Here is a 21,175-nt window from a genome sequence, read left to right on the forward strand (position 1 = left end):
ATCTTTGAATATATTGAAATATTTTATAATCGCGTAAGGCTACATTCGACATTGGGATACTTAAGTCCGTTGGAATATGAAGCTCGTTACGCTTAAACAGGATGTCCACTTTTAGTGGGTAACACCAACATACTCGAGGGCATCAGCATCTTAATTAGGGCAATAAAGAGCCAGTTAAATCTAAAGCCATATTTCTCCTCACAATCAGCTAAAGTTGGTGCTGTTGGTTGTTTGCTTGGTTTTATTTTTGCCTATAACTTGTTTTTTGCTATTGCTTCTTATTTTGGAATTGACTCTGATGTTCCTTTAAGAAGCTATGATAATGTTCTGGTTATGACTGTTTTCGCTTTATGCTTTTTCACACTGTTATTTTCTTTATATATTTTTTGTTTTTTGTCAGGCGCCGTTTACTTTGGCATCAAACTAAAAAAGGACATTTGAGTAAACAAGAGTTTATAAATATTGTGTTCAAAGGTGTCTATCCTCAGCGTTGGCAAAAAGGGTTGTAACTGTATGTATAACAAATTTATTAAATAACGTTACGGCCAAAAAGCGGCCTTCACTGGACGCGCAAAAAACGCGCGCCATCTATAAAAAGCGTTAGGTAAATGTCGAAAATCATATTATGGAGTTAAATTAAAGTGCAACCATTGTCTAATAACTATCTTATTGATTTGGCCGGTCAGTTAGCGTTTTTATCTGCTTTTTTGGGTGGTTTTTCTGCAACATTTTTAGTTACTTTGTTAGTTGCAGACTCTTCAAAACGAATTACTAACTGGGTTGTCGGCTCAACAGCTATTTCTGCGTGTTGTTTTATTGTTGCTGTTATTAGTTTCGTAATGATTAGTTCTGTTTTGCATCCTGGCACTCCTAGTAATGTATATAGTGAGGAGGGAATTAATACTGCTAGAGTTGTAAGTATTTTAGGGTTTTCTTTTGGTATATTAATGCTATTAGCTAGTGTTGCAATGAGCGGTTGGATCCGTTCAAAAAAAGTAGGTATATGCACATCTTGCATTTCATTTATAGCTATTGTGCTAGTTTTCTGGGCTATAACGGGTTTCAAATAATTACCTAACAATGCGCTCAAGTCGGACAAAAAACAGTTGGCTCCGCTCGTGCCTCGCTTTTATAGCCAACTATTTTTAGCCTCTTAACGAGGCGTTAAGTGCCAATAGACTATGACATTTTTCGAATTTTCCGTGCTATTAATTCCAACCTCTTGTCTAGTGATCGCCTACCTATTTTGGTTTAGTACTAAGGAAAGGCCGCGCTATTTTGTTGCTCTTTGGTTGGTGTTGCTATGTTTACTATTTATCGTGGGTTGGCACATATGGGAGCCCGATCACGAAATTAGTCAATTTGGCAGTGCTTTGATTGTAAGTGCTAGTATTTGGTTAAATGGTATCCTCATGGCTACTACAATAAAAAGTAATAAGTTAAGACTTTGGGTAATTCCATTATCTGCGCTGCTGGCTGTTTTGTCGGTATATTTTTGTTTTTACTTTTTAGCCGTCACCAATCAAATATGGGGGCTTTAATGGTACATAACAAAAACTTCAAGGAGGGATTTTTAGTTGCTGAAAAAGCACCCCTAAAATCCCCATATGTAAAGCGTTAGCACTCGTATGGAATTCATTACTTTTTTGATGTAACCCAGTCTGATTTGTCTTTTGGTTTTTGGTTTAGCATCGTTATCGCTTCTATTATTTTGGTTTTAGGAGTTGGCTCCTTAACGGGCAGACTATCTATATCACTTTTTAAAACATCACCTTCTTTTGAAAAATTATGGGGTATAGGAGCTTCCGTGCTATCGGGATTTATACTCATGTTTTTAGTTAGTTCTGTAATCAATCAAATGAATGAAATAGGAACTGAAAATGTGGCAATCATCAGCGGCAAAATTGAAAGTTTCCGAACGATTAAAAGTCACTCCGACCTTTTTGAATTCCGTTTAGATACTGGACAAACTTTTAAAACTAACGGGTTAAGTAGACAAGTTCCGAGAATAGGGTTACCCGAAGGGACAATCGTGAGAATTTGGTATAGCCTAAGTAATAATGAAATTCTTATTCTGAAGATTGAAGATTGAAGATGAGCAATTTGCTAGCCTTAATGTGCAAATAAAACAATATAAGGAAGGTTGTATAAATTATGGGAAGTGCTAACAAAACGCTAATGTCACTCACTCCGTTCGCTGGGACGCAAATACGGGTGGCTTCGCTATTATAGCTCCGTGCCTGCGCCCCCAAGCAAAGCGTTATACACCACCTGAGGTCTTGCTTTGAAATTGTACTTTGCCTTAATTTTTCTGATCATTTCAGGATGTACATTCACCCCAAATAAAGAAGTGGAAAATCATCATGTTGGCTTATGGGATCTTGTCGCAGATTATTGTGATGAAACTTATGAATTAAAAGCTGATGGTACACAAATAGTGATAAGTCATCCGGAAGTTAGCATAGACAAATATACGTTCAAAAAATATGGTGACACTGAATTTTATGCATGGGAGTACACTGTTGTTGAGTACAACAATAAGCCCAGTTGCAATGGTACATTTGATACGCATTTAGGCGAGCAAACTTTAGCTTATGTAAAATTTAAAAATAATTACACTGAGATGCATATTTACTCTTGGCCATATGAAGAAACACATATTGGTGGTTACTTAAGAAAGCGTTATACGCACAAATAGCCATGAAACTCGTCGTTGATGAAACCGCCCAAAGATTGATGTGCTCAAAGATAAGATAGTCCGAGTAGTAATTCTTGCGGTAATTATGGAGTTTTTTAGAGCCGTTGTAGACATGAAATTTTCCACCTCACTAGATGCAATTTATTTGGCATTGTCTGTTTTGGCGCTAGCAGCATCTTGATATCTTATGAATATGAGTCTTAAAGGTCAGTCCGAATAAGCGGTGTAGGTGGGACTAAAGCAAATCAAACAGATAAAAATAGTATTAGATAACCGCTAAATGTGGCTAGCACTAATACTCTGAAGGTTGCGCCTAACAAGGTTCACATTTATCCCTTGGGAAACCTCAAGGTTCGTTTTTAAGTTATCGATCATTCAGTACCTCATACCTCCAATGTTTTATGTTCTAAAAACGTAACAAAATGAGTGAATGCCGCAACGGCTGATTTATGGGGGCCCCCGAAGGTTTGCGCCGAAGGTTCAAGTTATTCTCATCACAAAGCGTTCAATTAAATTTTAATTCGTAATCAACTGCTATAATTACTTCTGCAAATCGGAATATATTTGTTCAATTGTTTCGGGCTGCTACTCAAAAAAACAAAAAAGGAACAACCGATGAAACTAATAACAACAAGACTGGCCTCCATAATAATTTTAATCAGCACCACATTTGTAGCAAACGCTGGAATTATTAATAATCCTCATAATACCTACTCAGGCAGTGGTAACACTCCTCTGTCTGTCGGCGGAACATTCGCTGCCGACGAAAATAACCTTGAGTCGTTCACGCTAACTATGTTTGGCGATGGTGTGGATATTTCTGCTTTCGTATATGGAACAGATGGTTTGGGCACCCCCACAGGAAGTGCTCTGTGGTCGAGCGATATTTTTTCACTTTCGGCGAATGCCATTACTTATTTGTTCAATCCACAGATAAATATAAATCCAGGCAGTCAATATTTGATCGGTGCACGAAACGTTAACGGTGGTCAATGGTTCATTGGTAGGTCGGGCGATAATATCAGTCCAGGTTCTTTGTGGAACGACCAAGGCGTTGGAGCTTGGCAGTCGTTTTTAAGTCAGGATGTGGGCTCCAGAATTGTCATGACAACCGTTCCTGAACCTGCTCCATTTCTTTTAGTGCTTGTCTCGCTTGGTGGCCTGTTATTAAGGCGCGCCTTTAAGATGTAACTGCAAAAAAGGGCAGTGTAAATCTGCTATGTTATTGCTGCATATTAATACTGCCCTTTACATTTATTGAGCTGCATATCCTTTAATTCGACTTTAAAGGCAATAGTAGACGGCTTGAGTTATACCCTGGATTTCGCTACAGCCACTCGAAACGTTAATCACCGTGAGTAATTCGCAAAAACTCTCATGGCCATGTATTGCGGACTATGGGGCTCGTTTATACATCAGCTTGTTTCGGGCTGGCTTATTTATGTTTTTGAATCGACATGCGCCACAGATATTCAAGAGGACCCTGATTAACGTAGCGTAGATAAATAAAGCTAAACAGGATCTGAAAAAGAAAGATTAAGGTAACTATTAACAGTATAGAAAGTAAGCCAAATCTGCCCGCCCATCCTAGTCCGATTCCATAAAATAACGTGATACAAATAATCGATTGCATAATATAGTTTGTCAGTGCCATGCGGCCAGCAAAGGCAAATGCTAAAAGCCAACGCCCTCCATTATTCAGCATTAAAACGATCCCGGCAGCATAAGCTAGCGTCAGGGGAACAATCCCTAGGGTTCCCAGCACCGCATGTAAAATGGCATTACTCGCTGAATTCGTTTCAGCATTACTCAATATTGTCATGCCAATATTTGCGGGTAGCCCAATAATGAAACCCCAGAATAAAGTTCGCTTCAGTAATCGGGTATTTTCGAGTAGTCCGTGATGGAATATATGCCTCCCAATCACCAATCCAATCATGAATATCCCCAGCACTTTAAAAAAGCGCGTGTCTGCGATCAAAATCGCAAGTCGAATGACAGGATCAACTAATTTGACTTGCCAGTAGAATTGCCAATCTTGGGTACGTGTAAATTCAAGAACAACGAACACATTTGGATCCTTTGGTGGCGCCCCATCCAAACTATAAACATATGCGTTGAACTGGCCAAATAATCCGCCAAGATAAACCCCAACTTCCTGCATGAATGCCACATGCAATATTGGTAATATGAGCAAGGAAATCGCCATAATAAGCAGCTTACGGTCAGACCATTTATGGAATAAAATCAGTACCATGCCTAAGATAGCGTAGAGCGCCAATATATCGCCCAGCCATATAAAGAACATGTGTACTAACCCTATCAACAGTAAAATCGACATGCGCCTAAGCATGTATTTTGGAAAAGAGGATGAGCTTTTAAAGCGCTGTAGCTGGATATAAAACCCAATACCAAATAACAATGAGAAGAGGGTATAGAACTTTGCTTCTACCAGTATTTTAATGGCATCAAAAAGCCAAGCATCCAGGTCGTAAGTCGCATATTGTTGCTTCAAACTTTCATCGAGGAAGTAGTAACCTGAAAACACCAAAACATTCGCAATGAGGATGAAAAATAACGAAATCCCTCTCAAAACATCAAGACTTACGATTCGGTGTTGTTTCTCCATTGGGGAAATTCCCTGTAATTTTATTGCAGGCAACAGGAGTACGAGACATCCACGTTAAAAAATACCGCACTATCACCCAAGGTCGCAAAATTTTTGTTGCGGTTTTCTAGGTGACAGCCTCGATTTATTTACCTGTCACAATGCGTGTTCTGCCCCAGACGAATCCTGAAGCTTAAAACTGATAATAAAACTCCACCATATGGAGGTCGGCACCGGTCGTATTCGACCCGTTGAGTCTCGCATCAGAGTAGTGCTGAAAGCGGTACCCGATCCGCGTGTGTCTAGATAATTCTAAAGTCGAACCAAATGCCAATACAAATTGAAATGGTCCACCAAAATCTTGTATGCCTAATTTATGTCGACTAAATGCAGCCAATCCAATACCCGCATTGATAGTAAATCCACCGTCATTAGTTCGCAGCATTAATTCTGGTGCGGCTGAAACAACTAAGGCACTTTCCTCAATGCTTCGTAAAATCCCGATACTGGCCGTTAGATTAGTGCCGACTGCCCAATTCGCAGCGGAATACAAAGTATAGGGCATTTTGAAGTTGGCTGAGAGATCATGGGCTTTAAATTTCTCGGGCGCGTCCTTACCGAGCAAGGTTCGTTCGGCAAATCGTGTGCGAATACTGATATTTTGTAGCGGCCACTTCCTGTCTTCTAGTGCTTGTATAGGATCGGCTCGCGAATCTCCAGAAAAAAGCGCTAATAAACACAGCCAAGCAAAACCGAAAAGGGCAGCGACCAATTTCAAACCTAATTCTGTGTCAGTAGAGTTATCTAATGCCATCGTTGCACATTTCCCTTATAGTTAACCTGAACTGTAGGATAATAAGTGCTCCTTAAGAACATCCCTTTTTACGCTTATCGGTGTCGAGTGTAAATAACCCGCAGAGAGTTGATCAAAGCTTTCATCGCTCTAGTATTGAACATAACCGCTATATTGCGCCCAGTATCCATTGCAAAACGATGCTTGCCAGCTGAATTTATCACTATTCATTTTGGGCCTTTTTTTAAGCGCAACTGATCGCTTTGCAAAAGTGAATTACTGTGTAGAATACCGCCTTGTTTGACTGTCGTATTTGTTCAACAAACTTACTTGTCTGTTTAAATTTTTATCCCTGTACAAAAGGAAACTTTGTGGCTGCTATTTTAAATTTGAACTCTCATTCTGGTGAAGGTGAGGGAACTGAATTTTTTGAAAAAATTGCCAAGGATATTCAAGACAAAGGCTTCAGTATTAATCCATGTGCGTTGCCACACATGCTCGGAGAAAGTCTCGCTGGGCACTTGCATTCAATGCCGCAATTTAATTTCGAGCAAGCAGGTATTGGTCGAGAGTCGGAACACAGTGTGAATAACTTTGTACGTACCGATGACATTTGTTGGATAACTGGTGAGTCAGATGCAGGACGACGTTGGCTAGAGTGGAATTCAAGTTTACAAACCTTTTTGAATCGACGATTATTTTTAGGTTTATTTTCCTTCGAAAGTCACTTTGCACATTATTCCCCGGGTGACTTTTACAAACGTCATTTTGATGCGTTTAAAGGGGAGGCGAATCGCGTACTTTCGGTTGTGGTTTACCTGAATCATGCCTGGCAACCTGATGATGGTGGTGAGTTAGTGATTTATCAAAATGAACAAGATCAAGAAGGTATTAAAGTGACACCGAGTTTTGGGACTATGGTGGTTTTCTTGAGTGAAGAGTTTCCCCATGAAGTGCTGCCAGCCAGTCGTGATCGATTTTCTATCGCAAGCTGGTATCGAGTGAATTCATCAACCTCGGAAAAAGCAGATCCACCGGCTTAATGAACCGATTGTTTTATGGATGTTTTTATTGAGACACCCACTATTTTTATTGAGACACCCACTATTTTTATCGAGACACCCATTGCAAATGGTTTCTGCGACTGACCTTAATCAGTTCAACTCACCTATACTCTAATTAGAATCTATTTTTGGAGTGACAGACCCTTTGTTAAGGTTAATCTCAATATTCGTTGTGGTATTTACTGCCGGCTGTGCGTCTAACTCTGTGCGCATAGATACTGATCAAAGCACCAATTTTGCTCAGATAAAAAGCTATGCGGTTACTTCGATCAATCCGCAAGATAATTTGGGTGCTGACAGATTGGTAAATTCACTGACCGATTTCTTAACTCAAAACGGCAAGTTAGTTGGTGATCCTGGCTTTGTTGACGCAACAATCGAAATTGATCACTACGAGCAACAACAGCCTAATCAAAGCAGACTCTCTATTGGCTTAGGTACCGGTTCGTATGGGCGTTCTGGTGGTATTGGTGTAGGCGGTTCGGTCAGTGTGCCATGGGGTGATGATATGCTGCTCTATGCGATTGTCGTAATGAAAGTGTTGGTAGACGATCGTTTGGTATGGTCAGCCAGTAATAGCGCTGAAATTGATACTGATCAGCCAAGTGGTACTGGTGATGCGCAATTAAAAGCGCTGCGGGGATTGCTGGATGTGTTTCCGGTAGATCGTTAACCCCTTTTTCGCTCTAATCTCTTTGTGATAATTGCCGAATGCGTACCTCATTTGGTCGCACGACCCTGTGTCTCATCGTTTTTATTTTGTCTTTGCAACTATCCGATCGTATCATCCGGTTTCACATCAAAATAGGGATTTTGTTTTTATGCGATCACCGCTGTTTATTGCACTACCACTTGTTTTGCTTAGCGCTTGCTCAGATGTCAAACATAGTGCTGAGGAAGAAGACCAAGTGAGCCAGACTCCAATACGATTGAAGCAACTAGACATCCCCAGTCCCGTCGCTCCAAAGCAGGCCTATACAGCCGAATATCATGGGAAAACTCTTAGCGATGATTATCATTGGTTAAAAGACCAAGGTTATCCTCAGGTGGATGATCAGCCTGTGATTGACTATCTCAATCAGGAAAATGATTATTTCAATGCGTTTTTAGCGCCAAATACAGCCTTAGTCGACACGATTTTTGCAGAGTTTAAAGGGCGTACTAATGAGCAAGAAAGCTCAGTCCCGTGGATCGATAATGGTTACCAATATCATTGGTTTTACCAAGAAGGCGAAGAGTATCCTACTCGCTCACGTAAAAATCTACAAACGGGTGAAGAAACCGTGTTCCTCTCTGAGCCAGAATTGGCAAAAGGGCACGATTACTTTTCGTTAGGTGATTATGATATTAGCTCAGATAATCGCTATCTCGCATACTCGGTAAACACCGATGGTTCGGAGCGTTATTCGGTGCGCGTAAAAGATTTGCAAACCGGTGAGTACCTCAGTGATGAGCTTTCTGATGTGCAAGGCCCCGTGGCCTTTACTGCGGATAATAAAGCGTTGTTATACGGCAAGTTGGAAGCTGGCAGGTGGTCAACCGAAAGCCTCAACCTGCATAAGTTAGGCACTGCGCAATCGGAAGATGTGGTGTTGATCAGCGAACAAGATGACGGGTTTTTCTTAGGTTTCCGTCAAACCAGTGATGAAAAATACTTTCTATTGATTAGCAGTCAAGCTGAGGTTCAAGAGATACATGCCATTCCAGCGGATAATCCATACTCTGAACCTAAGTTGTTAGTATCCAGAGAGCAAGGATTCTCAAGCTCAGTAGATCATGCTAATGGCAAGTTCTATATCTTAGCCAATGACACCCACAAGAACTTTCGTCTAGCCAGTGTCGCTAGCAGTAACCCGAATTACGCTGACTGGACAACGCTGATACCCGGTTCGGACTCAGTGTATTTGCTAGGGCTGCAAACCTTCGATAAGTTTATTGCATTGCATGCCAGAGACCATGGTATCGAGCAGATCCGCATTCGCGATTATGAAGGTAATTCTCATGATGTGGCATTTCCAGAACAAGTGTATTCATCGTCATTGGGCAATAATTCGCAGTTTTCGCAAGATTTCGTGAGATTGAATTACCAGTCAATGATTACACCTGAAACGGTGTTTGATTACGATCTGAAAAACAAAGTCTTAAAAACGCGTAAAGTCAAAGAGATACCGTCCGGTTATGACAAGTCCGACTATGTGACTGAACGTCGTATGGCACCTTCTCGAGATGGTGTCGAAGTGCCGGTGTCGATTGTTTACAAAAAGGGCTTTAAAAAAGACGCCAGTCACCCTGTTATGCTGTATGGATATGGTGCCTATGGCGTCACTATTCCCCCCTATTTTTCAACTATGCGTCTGAGCTTACTGGATAGAGGCTTCGCTTATGCAGTGGCGCATGTTCGTGGTAGCGATATGATGGGCTATCAGTGGTATTTAGATGGCAAACTGGAAAAACGCACCAACACCTTCAATGACTTTGTTGATGTGGCTAAATTCTTAGTCAACGAAAAGTACGCAGCCCCAGGAAACATTTCCATATCCGGTCGAAGTGCGGGGGGCGAATTGATGGGGGCAGCCGTTATTCAAGCTCCAGATATGTGGCGTTCGGTGACACTAGGAGTTCCATTTGTAGATGTACTTAACACTATGTTAGATGCCACTTTGCCGCTCACGCCACCGGAGTGGAAAGAGTGGGGCAACCCAATTGAAAGCGCCGAGGTTTACGACTTACTCGAGAGTTATTCGCCTTATGACAATATTGAGGCAAGAGAGTATCCTCCTATGTTAGTGTCGGGCGGAATTAACGATCCGCGTGTAACCTACTGGGAACCGGCTAAATGGACAGCCAAGATGCGCGAGTTTAAAACGGATGACAACTTGTTGATCATGCGTATCAATATGGGCGCAGGGCATTTTGCCAATAGTGGTCGTTACGGCAGATTGCGAGACTACGCAGAAGAGATGATGTTTGTGCTAAAAGCGCACGGTATTGATAAATAGAGAATTTATCCGTTTATCCTTTACCTAGAATAGTAACTAAGCCCAACTTCCGTTGGGCTTTTTATTGCGCGTGGTTCGCAAGTTGGACCTTGTTGTATGGGTAAAATCGCGCGATACTCAACACTCAACATAAAATGTCGATACCCTTATTAAGCTGCAAGGAATAAAACACATACTCTAATGCCTTTCATTAATCGACTTTTGAACAGCACGCCCCTTTTACTGCTCAGTATTCAAGTCAGTAGTTTCGTAGTTCCTTGGTTAATCGTATTGTGGTTAAGTCATCAACAAGGTGCTCAGCAGGTCGGTACCTTTAGTTATATTCTCGCCTTGCTAGCGCCACTTACTTTGCTTTTGGCCAGCCCATCTCGTAATTTCTTACTCGCCAGTAGCGACGAACAAGATCCCATTCACCTCTCTTTGCGCGCCTATATGGGCTTGTTTGGTTTGCTTATCGCATTAGCAATTGGGGTGTGGCTGGAACAGTGGGGATTGGTACTAGCAATCTACCTGTTTAAAATTACCGAGCAGTTGTTTGATTTGTCGATTGCTGAGTCGATCAAACATCGGCATACCCAACGATTGTTAATGATCACCTTGAGCAAATGGGGCGCAATATTGCTCGCGTCTGTCGCTGCATTGCTAACGCACAGTTTACCTATTACGTTGTTCGCCATCTCGGTGTTGTTTGTGGTTATCTGTGTTTATCAACAAAAGCACGTGTTGCTTAGTCTGAATGTTGCAGCATTACTTGCACTTGCCAAGCGCGCGTTACCACTTTCGCTAAGTGCCTTGTGTTTTTCCATCTATTTTAATATTCCTCGCTACATAATGGGTGGCGAAGAAGACCGCATACTATTGAGTGTTTATACTGTCGCCAGCTTTTTGGTAATGGCGGCGCTGGTGCTGGTTAATGCCGTTGTTCAGTCGCGTCTGCATATGCTGAAACAGGCTTGGTTACTAGCGCACAAGCAAGACTTTCATGTCCACATTCGTCACTGCGTTGTGATCATACTCATGCTGTTTTTCGTTTTGCAAATTGCCCATGTTCCGATGTTCGCTGAGCTTTTTTGGGCCGCGCATAACAATATTCAGTTGACTGACGGTGATCATACGCAGGTTTATACTTTGGTATTATTGCTGAGTTGGGGACCGTTGTTATTTTCGTTTTCAAATTATCTGTTTGTGATCAGCGGACGGCACAAACTGTTATTGCTGTTCACTGTATGTAATATCGTATTCTGCTATATTATAGGTAGTGTGATCTTTAACCAGTTTGCCTTCAGTGGTTTAATGGTTCTTGTGGCGGTTAGCTCGGTCTTGCAATGTGCAGGCGGCATCTGGTCATTAAGAACGACGCCAAGAGAGTCCTGATGGAGCATATCTTTTTTTACCTCTCAATTGCTTTGCTTTCCACGCGCTTGGTCTGGGAAGTCACTCATCATGATGGAAAATTAAGCCCGCTCGCCATTTATTTGTTTTGTTACTTCTATTTTTGCTTCGGCCCCTATATTGCCAATATGTTGGACTTGCCAATATATAGCGGTATTAAAAAAGACTACTTGTATGAGTCGTCTTTCGCGTTCTTCTTAGCCATTGCCACACTGAGCCTATTTCCTGCTAACTGGGTTGGCAAGTTAACCCCTCATCATTCTTTAGTCGTAAAAGAGCCTGTTTTACTTCGGCAAATAGCCATGTTTTTTATGCTTGCGCCGACGATGTTGCTTTTTCTCGTCGCGTTTTCGCGGATTGGTTTTGCGCCGCTTGATAAGGTTCAGCGTATTCAATCGGTGGGTATTGGACATTACGTTGTTCTTACCTTGTGGCCGTTATTCTTGTTTTGCTATATGACCGTGATGCCACGCTCGTCAATGAGCCGTAAAAAGTTTTGGCAATTTAGCGGGGTAGTATTGTTCTATTTTACTTATTGCTATTACATGGGGGAGCGTGACTTTGCCTTGATCGTGGTGCCTTTATATTTCTGGTTTTACAAAGATCATGCTATCGCATTGTGGAAACTGCTGTTAGGTGGCACCCTCGGTGGATTCGGCTTTACAATGATGTCAGCGGGACGTAGTGCCGAAATGGATGGCGGTGGTTTAGGCTCTTTCCTCAACCAAGGAAGTAACTTAATGGTGACCTCTAATATCGCCATGTGGTTAGAGCAAGGCGACTTGGTGATGTGGGGCGAGTCGTACTTTTCTGGCTTTATCAATATGCTAACCCTAGGTGCCATTCGATTAACCACACCCTTGTCGATTTGGTTTAGCCGGCGCTACTCTTCGGCCGCCAATGACGGGGCATATGGGTTTTCTATTGAAGGCGAAGCCTTGCTCAATTTCGGTTATGTCGGTATCCCGTTTCTATTTACCTTTATTGCGATTTTTCTAGCCTGGACCTATAAAGGCTATCTGTTGAATCGCCCAATTGGCATATTGCTTACCTACTTCAACTTGTTTTACTTTGTATACGCAATTCGTGGAGAGTCTTTAATTCTCTTTAAGGCTTTCATATATTGTGTCATTATATTTTTCTTGCTGTTATTCGTATCGCAGCGCGGCCGAATGTATTATCGAGTGTAATGTGCAGGTAGACGTAATAATAGAGCAACGCTTTTATCAGTGTTCGCAAAAAAAATATTGGACAGATAACGCCTTTCCAAACGTATTCTGGCAACGCTATTTACGCGTTTTCAGTGCCGTGAACGTCGTTGCTAGAGTGAGCCAAGTGGAACAGCCCCAGCCAGAATGGCAGCGTGTTGATGGTGAAAATCTTACCTTTACCAATCTGCCAATCTATATCGGCCCTTGGGGCTTTGTTAAAAATATCCCTAATCTCATAAAAGCTTTACGCACTCGTAAGTCAGCAAAACGTTGCGTGATATACCGTGTTCCCGGTATTTTGGCATTGTTTTATCATTGGTTTGCAATGCCAGCCAATAAGCCCTACGCGGCTGAGGTGGTAGGCGATCCTATGGATGTGTTTGCCAAAGACGCTAGTACCAGCGCCCTTAGGCCCGTGTTCAAATGGATTTTCGTTAATATGTTGACCAAGCAGTGCCAAAACGCAGCGTCAATTTCTTATGTTACCGAGTACAGTCTGCAAGAGCGTTACCCGCCCAATCCTAAGGCTTTTCATACTCACTATTCATCAATCCAACTGTCGGATAGCGATTACAAAAAACGCGATCAATACCCGCTATCCAAGCCTTATCGAATTGTGTGTATTGGCAATTTATCGCAGCCATACAAGGGCTGTGATTTTATGCTTGAAACCCTCGCTGCGTTAAAATCACAAGGTCTTGAACTACATCTGGACTGGATTGGCGGTGGTGCTTTACAGCCTGATATGGAACAACTAGCAGCAAAGTTGGAACTGCGAGATTGCGTTAATTTTGTCGGAAATCTGTCCCAACGCGCACAGATAAACGAGATATTAGACGCCTCTGATTTATTTGTGCTGTCTTCACGCCAAGAGGGGTTGCCCAGAGTTTTGATTGAGTCTATGGCCCGCTCGCTAAATTGCGTTGCCACTAATGTGGGGGGCGTCAAAGAGCTATTGCCGCAAGAACATATAGTCGAGCGTGACAACGTAACGCAATTGCAAGCAGCCATAGCGCAGATGATGCAATTAGATGAGTCACAACGATTGCAGATTGGCCTGCGTAACTTCGATAAAGCCCAGCAATATCATAACGATGTGCTTACAGAACGTCGCAGTAACATGTACCAAGCATTACTTGAGAGTGATGCTTAATGGTCGTACTGCATTTACTCAAAACGGCAGTAGGCGCTAGCTGGGCGTTAAGACAAACTACAGAATTGGTCAAATTAGGAGTGACGGTACATCTAGCGTTGCCTGATGGTCCTATGGTTGAAAAGTATCGTGCAGCTGGCGTTCACGTACATCTGTTCGACCCGTCTTTTATCGTCAAAAAGCCATGGCAAAACCTATCCAAAGCCAAACAACTTAGGCAATTAGTGGATGAGATCAAACCTGATATTGTGCACAGTCATTTTGTTGCAACCACTTTGCTTATGCGTTTTGCCTTGCGTCGCTATCAAATCAAAAAAATCTTTCATGTGCCCGGGCCGCTGCATCTTGAGCATTGGCTGTTTAGAAACGTCGATTTACTCAGTGCCAATCAATACGACAGCTGGTTAGCATCTTGCCTTTGGACGCAGAACACTTACATACAACAGGGTATTGATCCTAGCCGTGTCGGCTTAGCATATTACGGCGTGAATGCCGGCGACTTTACCTTTGAGCGAGACGGCACCGATAATCTTAAACAGCAGTTAGGATTGTCAGCAGACACGTTTTTATTGGGCATGGTGGCGTTTTTCTATGCCCCTAAAAGTTACTTGGGCCAGAAAAGAGGTCTTAAAGGCCATGAAGATCTCATTGATGCGATGGCGATAGTCGCCCAGCGTTATCCGAATATTGCCTGCGTGTTTGTCGGTGGACCTTGGGGGAATACCCAACACTATTTCGACTCAGTCAAAGAGTACGCCGAGCAACAAGCCCCAGGTCGGTGTTTTTTCCTGGGGACACGGACCGACGTACCTCAACTTTATCCGCAATTCGATCTTGCTGTGCATCCATCCCATTCTGAGAATGTGGGCGGCGCGGTAGAATCTATGTATGCCGGAGTTGCTACCCTAACATCCAATGTCGGTGGCTTTCCCGATTTGGTTGAAGACGGTGAAACGGGTTATATGGCGCAGGCAAAAGATCCTGATTCGCTAGCGCAAAAGATTATTGAAGCCATCGAAAACGAACCCGAACGCCTTCGTCGAATCGAAAATGCTTCTGAACGTGTAGCTAAGGTTATGAATGTAGAGCATAATGCCAAACAAGTTTTTGATTTTTATCAACATATTCAAGCAGAATCCAATTCATGAGACTACAATATGCTTAAACGTCTGATCGATTTACTGGCATCAATATGTGGCTTGCTAGTGGTGTTGCCAGTGCTAATTGTGGTTACCGTGCTGATCCGGATCAAACTGGGCAGCCCAATATTATTCTCTCAGCTTCGTCCCGGAAAAAATGGCAAGTTGTTTCGAATGTATAAATTTAGAAGCATGACCAGTGAAACCGATGAGCATGGTGAATTGTTACCTGACGCACAGCGATTGACCAAATTTGGTCAATTTTTACGAAGTGCCAGTTTGGACGAGTTACCCGGTTTGCTCAATGTCATTAAAGGGGATATGAGCTTAGTTGGGCCTCGACCACTGTTACCTGAATATTTGCCCTTGTACAGCGAGCATCAAGCAAGACGACATGAAGTGCGTCCTGGTATTACTGGTTGGGCTCAAGTCAATGGCAGAAACACCTTAAGCTGGGAGCAAAAATTCGACTTGGACGTGTGGTACGTTGATAACCAGTCGTTGTTATTGGACATAAAAATAATTTTGATGACAGTGCAAAAAGTGATCAGACGAAAAGACATCAATCAACAGGGTGAAGCGACTATGACGAAATTCACCGGTTCCGATTCGCAGAAGGACGACAACTAATGCAATTGCTCATTGTCGGTGCAAGTGGACACGGCAGTGTGGTTGCGGATTGTGCCGAGGCAATGGGTGTTTACAATAAAATACAATTCATAGATGACCGCTTTCCAACACGAAATAAAATTGGTCAGTGGCCGGTTGTCGGCACCTTGGCTGATATCATTCATTTTACTGATGAACGTACTCAAGTATTTGTGGCGATTGGCAATAATCAAGTGCGCCTAAAGGTATCTAAGGTTCTCTTGGAAGATTATCAGTTGGATTTTGCAACGCTAATTCACCCTTCTGCCATCGTTAGCCCTTACGCCAAAATAGCCCCTGGCACTCTAATTTGTGCCCAAGCGGTTATCAATCCTTATGCTAGTGTCGGTGAAGGCTGTATTGTTAATACGGCGGCAAGTATTGATCATGACAACACTATTGGTGATTATGTACATGTATCGGTCGGTGCTCGATTAGCCGGTACCGTAAATGTTGGTAACTGCAGTTTTATTTGTATTAATGCCACAATTTCCAATAATATCAATGTAGGCGAAGGTGTTACTGTGGGGGCCGGTGCCGTGGTCATCAACGATGTACCTGATAATGCAACAGTGGTAGGGGTGCCTGCCAAATTAGTTAACACTCAATGAGGTTCCAAAAATGCTAAACGGTCCGTTCTCTCCTTGGCCTGATTATGACGAGCAAGAGCAAAACGCAGTGCTTGAAGTACTCAAATCCAATAAAGTCAATTATTGGACTGGACAAATAGGTCGCGAATTTGAGAAGGAATTTGCCCAGTTTAGCGGGTGTAAATATGCTATTGCTGTTGCTAATGGCACTGTTGCTTTGGACCTGGCGTGGGTAGCGTTGGACTTGCCCAAAGGATCTGAGGTTATTGTAACTTCTCGTACGTTTTTGGCGTCCGTTTCAAGTATAGTGTTAGCGGGTCTTGTTCCCGTATTTGCCGATGTCGACCTTGATTCACAAAACATCACTGTTGACACCATCAAGGCGCAAATTACCGATAATACCTCGGCAATATTGTGTGTGCATTTGGCGGGGTGGCCTTGCGATATGGATGGTATTAATGCACTTGCGAAGCAGCATGGGTTAAGAGTCGTTGAAGATTGTGCTCAAGCGCATGGCGCCAAATACAAGGGCATGCCAGTAGGAGCGATTGGGGAAATTGGCGCTTGGTCGTTTTGCCAAGACAAAATCATGACGACTGCTGGCGAAGGTGGCATGGTCACCACTAACAGCGAAGAGATTTATCATAAAATATGGTCATACAAGGATCATGGCAAATCTTGGCATGCGGTTTACGAAAAAGAGCATCCGCCCGGATTTCGTTGGTTACACGAGTCCTTTGGCACGAATTGGCGATTGACTGAGATTCAATCTGCAGTAGGTAGATTACAACTTAAAAAAATGCCGCAATGGCGGGCTGTGCGAGAACAGTATTCACAACAAATTTTTTCTGCGTGTCAGCAATTTGATGCCTTACGCGTGCCTCAGATACCGGACGATATCGAGCATGCTTACTACAAATGTTATGTGTTTGTCAGACCTGAAAAGCTTAAATCAGGCTGGGATCGCGATCGCATCATGGAACAGATTAATGCGGCAAAAGTGCCTTGCTTCTCAGGCTCTTGTTCGGAAGTGTATTTAGAAAAAGCGTTTGATGACACTGATTTACGGCCGACTACACCAAGACCTAATGCGGTTGAACTTGGCGAAACATCGCTGATGTTCTTGGTGCATCCAACATTACAACCGGCTGAAATTGATTTATGCTGTGAAACTATTGCCAAGGTAATGCAACAAGCGAGTGCTGAATGAGATTAGAATCCCTCTTTGAACTGCATCCCCGAGCGAAGCTAGCGTTAGCGGTTGGTTGGGATCTTGTCTCAATCGTCATTGCTTTGCTATTCGCCTATTGGTTAAGAATCGGGATCAGTGCTTGGAGCTTTACTGCGTTAGAGTGGGGAACCTTAACTGCCAATCTCGTCTTTACCTTATTCGCCTTTGTCGCCATTGGCCAATACTCGCAGATCATTCGATATATGGGCGTTCGTGCCGTTTATCTGATGATTTTGGTGCTGATATTTTCTACCTGTTATTTGCTGATAGCAAAATATAGTCTGAATATTTTCATGCCTGCCACAGTTCCGTTTATCTATCTCATGGTAGCGGTGACGTTAATCGCAGCTCCTCGGCTACTTATACAAGCATCATCGCAGGCTCAGCAATATAAAATGCGTGAAAAGTGCATCGTTTTTGGCGCGGGTGAGTCCGGCCGTTCATTGGTGTTAACTCTGCGTGCAGGAACGGGCTTACAACCTATCGCGTTTGTTGATGACAAACGACAGTATCAAGGTAAGCAGGTATTAGGCCTACCCGTTGCTTCAAGAGAAGAAATTGCCGGTTTAATTGAACGTTACGGCGTCAACAAAATGCTGTTGGCAGTGAATAATTCATCTAAAGAGCGTCGCAAAGAACTCATTGCGGAGTTGGAGCCTTATGCCGTCGAATTACTCAGTATTCCGAACATTCAAGATGTTGTATCCGGAAAGCGCAAAATTGACGAGCTTCGTGAAATTCGAATTGAAGATTTGCTCGGTCGAGATCCTGTGCCGCCGATCCCAGAGTTACTGGAGATGAACATTGCTGGAAAAGTGGTGATGGTAACCGGTGCTGGTGGTTCAATTGGTAGTGAATTGTGTCGACAAATAGTCCTAGCGAAACCAACAAAAATGGTCTTGTTTGAACTTTCTGAATTTAATTTATATCAGATAGAAAATGAACTGAAACGTCAATATGACAATATCGAATTTGTACCTATTCTGGCGAGTATTCAAGATACAGTTGCATTGAGAAACGTGTTCAAGCAACACAAAATTCAAACGGTTTATCATGCTGCAGCATACAAACATGTGCCTATGGTAGAGAGCAATCCGTTGGCAGGGATACGCAATAACGTGTTTGGTACCTCCAATGTGGCTCTGGTTGGGGTCGAGCACGATGTTGAAAAGTTCGTGTTGATATCAACCGATAAAGCGGTAAGACCAACTAATATTATGGGCGCCACCAAACGCTTTGCTGAGCTCTATATACAGGGGATCGCTGAGCTGCATTCCGACACCCAATTTGCCATTGTACGTTTTGGTAACGTGCTGGGTTCGTCTGGATCGGTGGTACCTTTGTTCAGTCAACAAATTAATGATGGCGGACCTATCACGGTGACACACCCCGATATCATCCGCTATTTCATGACAATACCTGAAGCCGCCCAGCTCGTTATCCAAGCGGGAGCCATGGGTAGGCATGGTGAAGTATTTGTACTTGATATGGGGGCTCCAGTAAAAATCACAGATTTAGCTTCCAAAATGGCGCACTTGATGGGCCACACGGTACGCACCCCCGAATTTCCCGATGGTGATATTGAGATTAAATTTTCAGGACTGCGCCCAGGTGAAAAACTATACGAAGAGTTGTTAATTGATGATGCGGATACCGAAACTCAACATCCTCGTATAATGGGGGCCGATGAACAAAAACTGCCTTTCGAAGAAATTGTCATGTTAGTCGACAAACTCAATTATGCGCTGGTTAATCAAGAAGAAAACGATGCAATAAACATCCTACTTGAAGCGCCACTCGGGTATTCTCCCGCCCAACATTAATCCAATGAGCCGTTGTTCTGTCGTATAAAGTAAAATCGCTACTAGCCGATAGATATGTATGCTTGTATTAAAGGTAGTCTCTCCTATGCGAACAGTTAGTATTGCGTTTGTCGTATCGATAATCATTTTGAGTGTGTTGCAAAGCGCGCGCGCCGTTGATGGCACCTTTGACTTAGGTGAAACGGTATTCGATCCGAGTGAAAAATTTTATGACAAAACCAAATCCCCGTTCATTTTTGGTGTTGGAGTTGGGTATACCGACAATTACAATCCGTTATTGGAAGAGGATGTTAAAAGCAGCTCTTTGTCCGCTACTGGCAAAGGAAACTTGGTAACTAAGCAAGAAGAATATTGGTTTGAAGCCAAATATCTGGTGCAAACCAGTCAGTTTCAACTGGCTGATAACCTGATTGAGCAATCAGATAGTTTTTCAACGTTTGACCTGGGGCTGAATAATCGCGTTTTCTTGGATCAACGTTGGTCGGTAGATTTAAATGCGCGTTACACCGATTTTGATGAACGTATCGGATCCGGCATTTCTCAGTTTAGGCAGGGAATTGCTGAAAATGACTCAGCTAGCATTGCGCAACTTAGCGCCAGCGTGACTTATGGTGCTGACCGGGCTTATCGCTCAATTCAATTTACCGTGGTGAAATCGATTCGAGATTATGACGATGTTAACGTCTACTCCAATTCTTTTGATTTAGAACAAGATGTAGTGAGTCTTTACTCCAACTTCAGACTAAGTGATCAGACACAATTGATCGCATTAGTGGAATATCGAAAATTAACTTACGAATTTGCCCCCTCTTTAAACAGTAACTATTTCCGCTTCTTGACTGGAACCGAATGGCTGCCAGGGGGGAAATCAAAAGTGTTAGCTTTGATAGGCGCATACCAGCGTCGTTACGACACCATTGACAACACCTCTGGGGTTAACTGGGAATTGGCAATCGACTTGTACCCTCGTGAAGATATGTTGTTCAGCCTTGGCTCAGAGCGTCGTTCCACCTCGGGTGAAAACAACGAAAATTCTTTCGACACTATCGAAGAAGAGCATATAGCCGAATGGTTGTACTTTTACAGCGATCAATGGCGCTTTGGTTTAACGGCTAAACTGCGCAGGCTAAAATATCAAGAGCTGTTGCAAGACGGGACCGCCGATGACCTAAATTATGGCCTAAGCACACAGATTAATTTGTCTGATCATAGTGTCGTTAACATATTAATAGGAACTAATGAGCTTAAAGATGAAACCCGCGGCGTGGATGCGACACAAAACTCAATAGGTGTATCGTGGCAATACGAATTCTAATTCTTGCGACTTTGCTGTTGGTATCCACAGCAATAACTGCACAAACTGCGGTGCCCGATGAGTACATGATCGATACGGGCGATGTGATCGTTATCGATGTTTATAACGAAAAAGACCTGTATGTCAGAACTATGGTAAACGCACAAGGCATCGTCAAACTGCCTTTAATTGGCTCTATTTCTGTATCGGGAAAACCGCCCAGTGTGCTGGAAAGTGAAATAGAAGCAGCGCTGTTCGATGGCTATCTAGTGGAGCCAGACGTTAGCGTCACTATCGAAAAGTATCGTCCTTTCTACATTAAAGGTGCGGTTAAATTACCGGGCGTATTTGACTTTCGACTTAACCTAACGGTTGAACAAGCAATCGCCATAGGCGGTGGACTACGCGACCGTGCCTCAAAATCGGATTGGTATATTTTACGCGGTGCGGCACAAAATAAAGTCAGAGTGAAAAAAGACACGCCCGTTTTTCCAGGGGATATTTTGCACATCGAAGAAAGCGTGTTTTAACT

Annotated in this window: 22 protein-coding genes; 20 read left to right on the forward strand and 2 right to left on the reverse strand. The window is 42.9% G+C overall.

Translation table 11 applies throughout. The annotated features are described in order from the left end of the window. The 7 genes from ABD036_RS18290 to ABD036_RS18320 all read left to right on the forward strand — a co-directional run. Nucleotides 1-96, forward strand: a 96-nt coding sequence (locus ABD036_RS18290; protein WP_343862578.1) for an IS3 family transposase, incomplete at its 5' end; no start/stop codon positions are given. Between the two features lie 18 nt (nt 97-114). Continuing rightward, nucleotides 115-441 carry a hypothetical protein gene (locus ABD036_RS18295; RefSeq protein ID WP_343862531.1) on the forward strand — a complete coding sequence of 109 codons (327 nt, stop codon included), beginning with the start codon at nt 115-117 and terminating at the stop codon, nt 439-441. A 200-nt stretch (nt 442-641) separates the two neighbouring features. Then, on the forward strand, nt 642-1,070 hold the full coding sequence (locus ABD036_RS18300) for a hypothetical protein (RefSeq protein ID WP_343862532.1): 429 nt from the start codon (nt 642-644) through the stop codon (nt 1,068-1,070). A gap of 111 nt (nt 1,071-1,181) precedes the next feature. Continuing rightward, on the forward strand, nt 1,182-1,541 hold the full coding sequence (locus ABD036_RS18305) for a hypothetical protein (RefSeq protein WP_343862533.1): 360 nt from the start codon (nt 1,182-1,184) through the stop codon (nt 1,539-1,541). A gap of 125 nt (nt 1,542-1,666) precedes the next feature. Next, nucleotides 1,667-2,092: a hypothetical protein gene (locus tag ABD036_RS18310; RefSeq protein WP_343862535.1), complete on the forward strand. Its 426-nt coding sequence runs from the start codon at nt 1,667-1,669 to the stop codon at nt 2,090-2,092. Nucleotides 2,093-2,284: 192 nt separating this feature from the next. Then, entirely contained in the window at nt 2,285-2,698 is a 414-nt protein-coding gene (locus ABD036_RS18315) for a hypothetical protein (RefSeq protein ID WP_343862537.1), read from the forward strand. A 615-nt stretch (nt 2,699-3,313) separates the two neighbouring features. Next, nucleotides 3,314-3,889 carry a PEP-CTERM sorting domain-containing protein gene (locus ABD036_RS18320; protein ID WP_343862539.1) on the forward strand — a complete coding sequence of 192 codons (576 nt, stop codon included), beginning with the start codon at nt 3,314-3,316 and terminating at the stop codon, nt 3,887-3,889. 244 nt (nt 3,890-4,133) lie between these two features. On the opposite strand, the gene ABD036_RS18325 is transcribed toward ABD036_RS18320, so the two are convergent. Both ABD036_RS18325 and ABD036_RS18330 read right to left on the reverse strand, forming a co-directional pair. Further along, nucleotides 4,134-5,360, reverse strand: coding sequence for a DUF418 domain-containing protein (locus ABD036_RS18325; protein WP_343862541.1), 1,227 nt, complete (start codon nt 5,358-5,360; stop codon nt 4,134-4,136). A 139-nt stretch (nt 5,361-5,499) separates the two neighbouring features. Beyond that, on the reverse strand, nt 5,500-6,120 hold the full coding sequence (locus ABD036_RS18330; RefSeq protein WP_343862543.1) for an acyloxyacyl hydrolase: 621 nt from the start codon (nt 6,118-6,120) through the stop codon (nt 5,500-5,502). A gap of 350 nt (nt 6,121-6,470) precedes the next feature. Between ABD036_RS18330 and ABD036_RS18335 the strand changes: the two genes are divergently transcribed. From ABD036_RS18335 to ABD036_RS18395, 13 genes are all read left to right on the forward strand, one after another. After that, nucleotides 6,471-7,142, forward strand: a complete 672-nt coding sequence (locus tag ABD036_RS18335) for a 2OG-Fe(II) oxygenase (RefSeq protein WP_425542589.1) — start codon at nt 6,471-6,473, stop codon at nt 7,140-7,142. A gap of 166 nt (nt 7,143-7,308) precedes the next feature. Beyond that, nucleotides 7,309-7,836 carry a DUF4136 domain-containing protein gene (locus ABD036_RS18340; RefSeq protein WP_343862545.1) on the forward strand — a complete coding sequence of 176 codons (528 nt, stop codon included), beginning with the start codon at nt 7,309-7,311 and terminating at the stop codon, nt 7,834-7,836. A gap of 148 nt (nt 7,837-7,984) precedes the next feature. Next, nucleotides 7,985-10,162, forward strand: a complete 2,178-nt coding sequence (locus tag ABD036_RS18345; RefSeq protein WP_343862547.1) for a S9 family peptidase — start codon at nt 7,985-7,987, stop codon at nt 10,160-10,162. Between the two features lie 180 nt (nt 10,163-10,342). Continuing rightward, nucleotides 10,343-11,536 (forward strand): hypothetical protein, encoded by a 1,194-nt coding sequence (locus ABD036_RS18350; RefSeq protein ID WP_343862549.1) that lies wholly within the window; start codon nt 10,343-10,345, stop codon nt 11,534-11,536. Then, nucleotides 11,536-12,744, forward strand: coding sequence for an O-antigen polysaccharide polymerase Wzy (locus ABD036_RS18355; RefSeq protein WP_343862551.1), 1,209 nt, complete (start codon nt 11,536-11,538; stop codon nt 12,742-12,744). The genes ABD036_RS18350 and ABD036_RS18355 overlap by 1 nt, the downstream gene beginning before the upstream one ends. A gap of 1 nt (nt 12,745) precedes the next feature. Further along, on the forward strand, nt 12,746-13,918 hold the full coding sequence (locus ABD036_RS18360) for a glycosyltransferase family 4 protein (protein WP_343862553.1): 1,173 nt from the start codon (nt 12,746-12,748) through the stop codon (nt 13,916-13,918). Further along, nucleotides 13,918-15,066, forward strand: coding sequence for a glycosyltransferase family 4 protein (locus tag ABD036_RS18365; protein WP_343862555.1), 1,149 nt, complete (start codon nt 13,918-13,920; stop codon nt 15,064-15,066). The genes ABD036_RS18360 and ABD036_RS18365 overlap by 1 nt, the downstream gene beginning before the upstream one ends. A 9-nt stretch (nt 15,067-15,075) precedes the next feature. Continuing rightward, a complete protein-coding gene (locus ABD036_RS18370) occupies nt 15,076-15,687 on the forward strand; it encodes a sugar transferase (RefSeq protein ID WP_343862557.1) in 612 nt (203 codons plus the stop codon). Further along, on the forward strand, nt 15,687-16,316 hold the full coding sequence (locus ABD036_RS18375; protein WP_343862559.1) for an acetyltransferase: 630 nt from the start codon (nt 15,687-15,689) through the stop codon (nt 16,314-16,316). The genes ABD036_RS18370 and ABD036_RS18375 overlap by 1 nt, the downstream gene beginning before the upstream one ends. Nucleotides 16,317-16,326: 10 nt before the next feature. Then, the gene (locus ABD036_RS18380; protein WP_343862561.1) at nt 16,327-17,505 is read left to right on the forward strand and encodes a DegT/DnrJ/EryC1/StrS family aminotransferase; all 1,179 of its coding nucleotides are present in this window, start codon (nt 16,327-16,329) and stop codon (nt 17,503-17,505) included. Next, nucleotides 17,502-19,349 carry a polysaccharide biosynthesis protein gene (locus ABD036_RS18385; RefSeq protein ID WP_343862563.1) on the forward strand — a complete coding sequence of 616 codons (1,848 nt, stop codon included), beginning with the start codon at nt 17,502-17,504 and terminating at the stop codon, nt 19,347-19,349. Before ABD036_RS18380 ends, ABD036_RS18385 begins: the two co-directional genes overlap by 4 nt. A gap of 85 nt (nt 19,350-19,434) precedes the next feature. Continuing rightward, nucleotides 19,435-20,664 carry a hypothetical protein gene (locus ABD036_RS18390; protein WP_343862565.1) on the forward strand — a complete coding sequence of 410 codons (1,230 nt, stop codon included), beginning with the start codon at nt 19,435-19,437 and terminating at the stop codon, nt 20,662-20,664. Further along, entirely contained in the window at nt 20,646-21,173 is a 528-nt protein-coding gene (locus ABD036_RS18395; RefSeq protein WP_343862566.1) for a polysaccharide biosynthesis/export family protein, read from the forward strand. Before ABD036_RS18390 ends, ABD036_RS18395 begins: the two co-directional genes overlap by 19 nt. The last annotated feature ends 2 nt before the right edge of the window (nt 21,174-21,175 follow it).

This window comes from Aliiglaciecola litoralis, from assembly GCF_039523355.1.
Classification (GTDB): Bacteria; Pseudomonadota; Gammaproteobacteria; order Enterobacterales; family Alteromonadaceae; genus Aliiglaciecola; species Aliiglaciecola litoralis.

What these genes read in the sequence shown, in the direction of transcription:
- ABD036_RS18305 (WP_343862533.1), top strand. Translation starts at nt 1,182, where the DNA reads ATGACATTTTTCGAATTTTCCGTGCTATTAATTCCAACCTCTTGTCTA.
- ABD036_RS18320 (WP_343862539.1), top strand. Translation starts at nt 3,314, where the DNA reads ATGAAACTAATAACAACAAGACTGGCCTCCATAATAATTTTAATCAGC.
- ABD036_RS18330 (WP_343862543.1), bottom strand. Translation starts at nt 6,120, where the DNA reads ATGGCATTAGATAACTCTACTGACACAGAATTAGGTTTGAAATTGGTC.
- ABD036_RS18345 (WP_343862547.1), top strand. Translation starts at nt 7,985, where the DNA reads ATGCGATCACCGCTGTTTATTGCACTACCACTTGTTTTGCTTAGCGCT.
- ABD036_RS18350 (WP_343862549.1), top strand. Translation starts at nt 10,343, where the DNA reads ATGCCTTTCATTAATCGACTTTTGAACAGCACGCCCCTTTTACTGCTC.
- ABD036_RS18355 (WP_343862551.1), top strand. Translation starts at nt 11,536, where the DNA reads ATGGAGCATATCTTTTTTTACCTCTCAATTGCTTTGCTTTCCACGCGC.
- ABD036_RS18365 (WP_343862555.1), top strand. Translation starts at nt 13,918, where the DNA reads ATGGTCGTACTGCATTTACTCAAAACGGCAGTAGGCGCTAGCTGGGCG.
- ABD036_RS18370 (WP_343862557.1), top strand. Translation starts at nt 15,076, where the DNA reads ATGCTTAAACGTCTGATCGATTTACTGGCATCAATATGTGGCTTGCTA.
- ABD036_RS18375 (WP_343862559.1), top strand. Translation starts at nt 15,687, where the DNA reads ATGCAATTGCTCATTGTCGGTGCAAGTGGACACGGCAGTGTGGTTGCG.
- ABD036_RS18380 (WP_343862561.1), top strand. Translation starts at nt 16,327, where the DNA reads ATGCTAAACGGTCCGTTCTCTCCTTGGCCTGATTATGACGAGCAAGAG.
- ABD036_RS18385 (WP_343862563.1), top strand. Translation starts at nt 17,502, where the DNA reads ATGAGATTAGAATCCCTCTTTGAACTGCATCCCCGAGCGAAGCTAGCG.
- ABD036_RS18390 (WP_343862565.1), top strand. Translation starts at nt 19,435, where the DNA reads ATGCGAACAGTTAGTATTGCGTTTGTCGTATCGATAATCATTTTGAGT.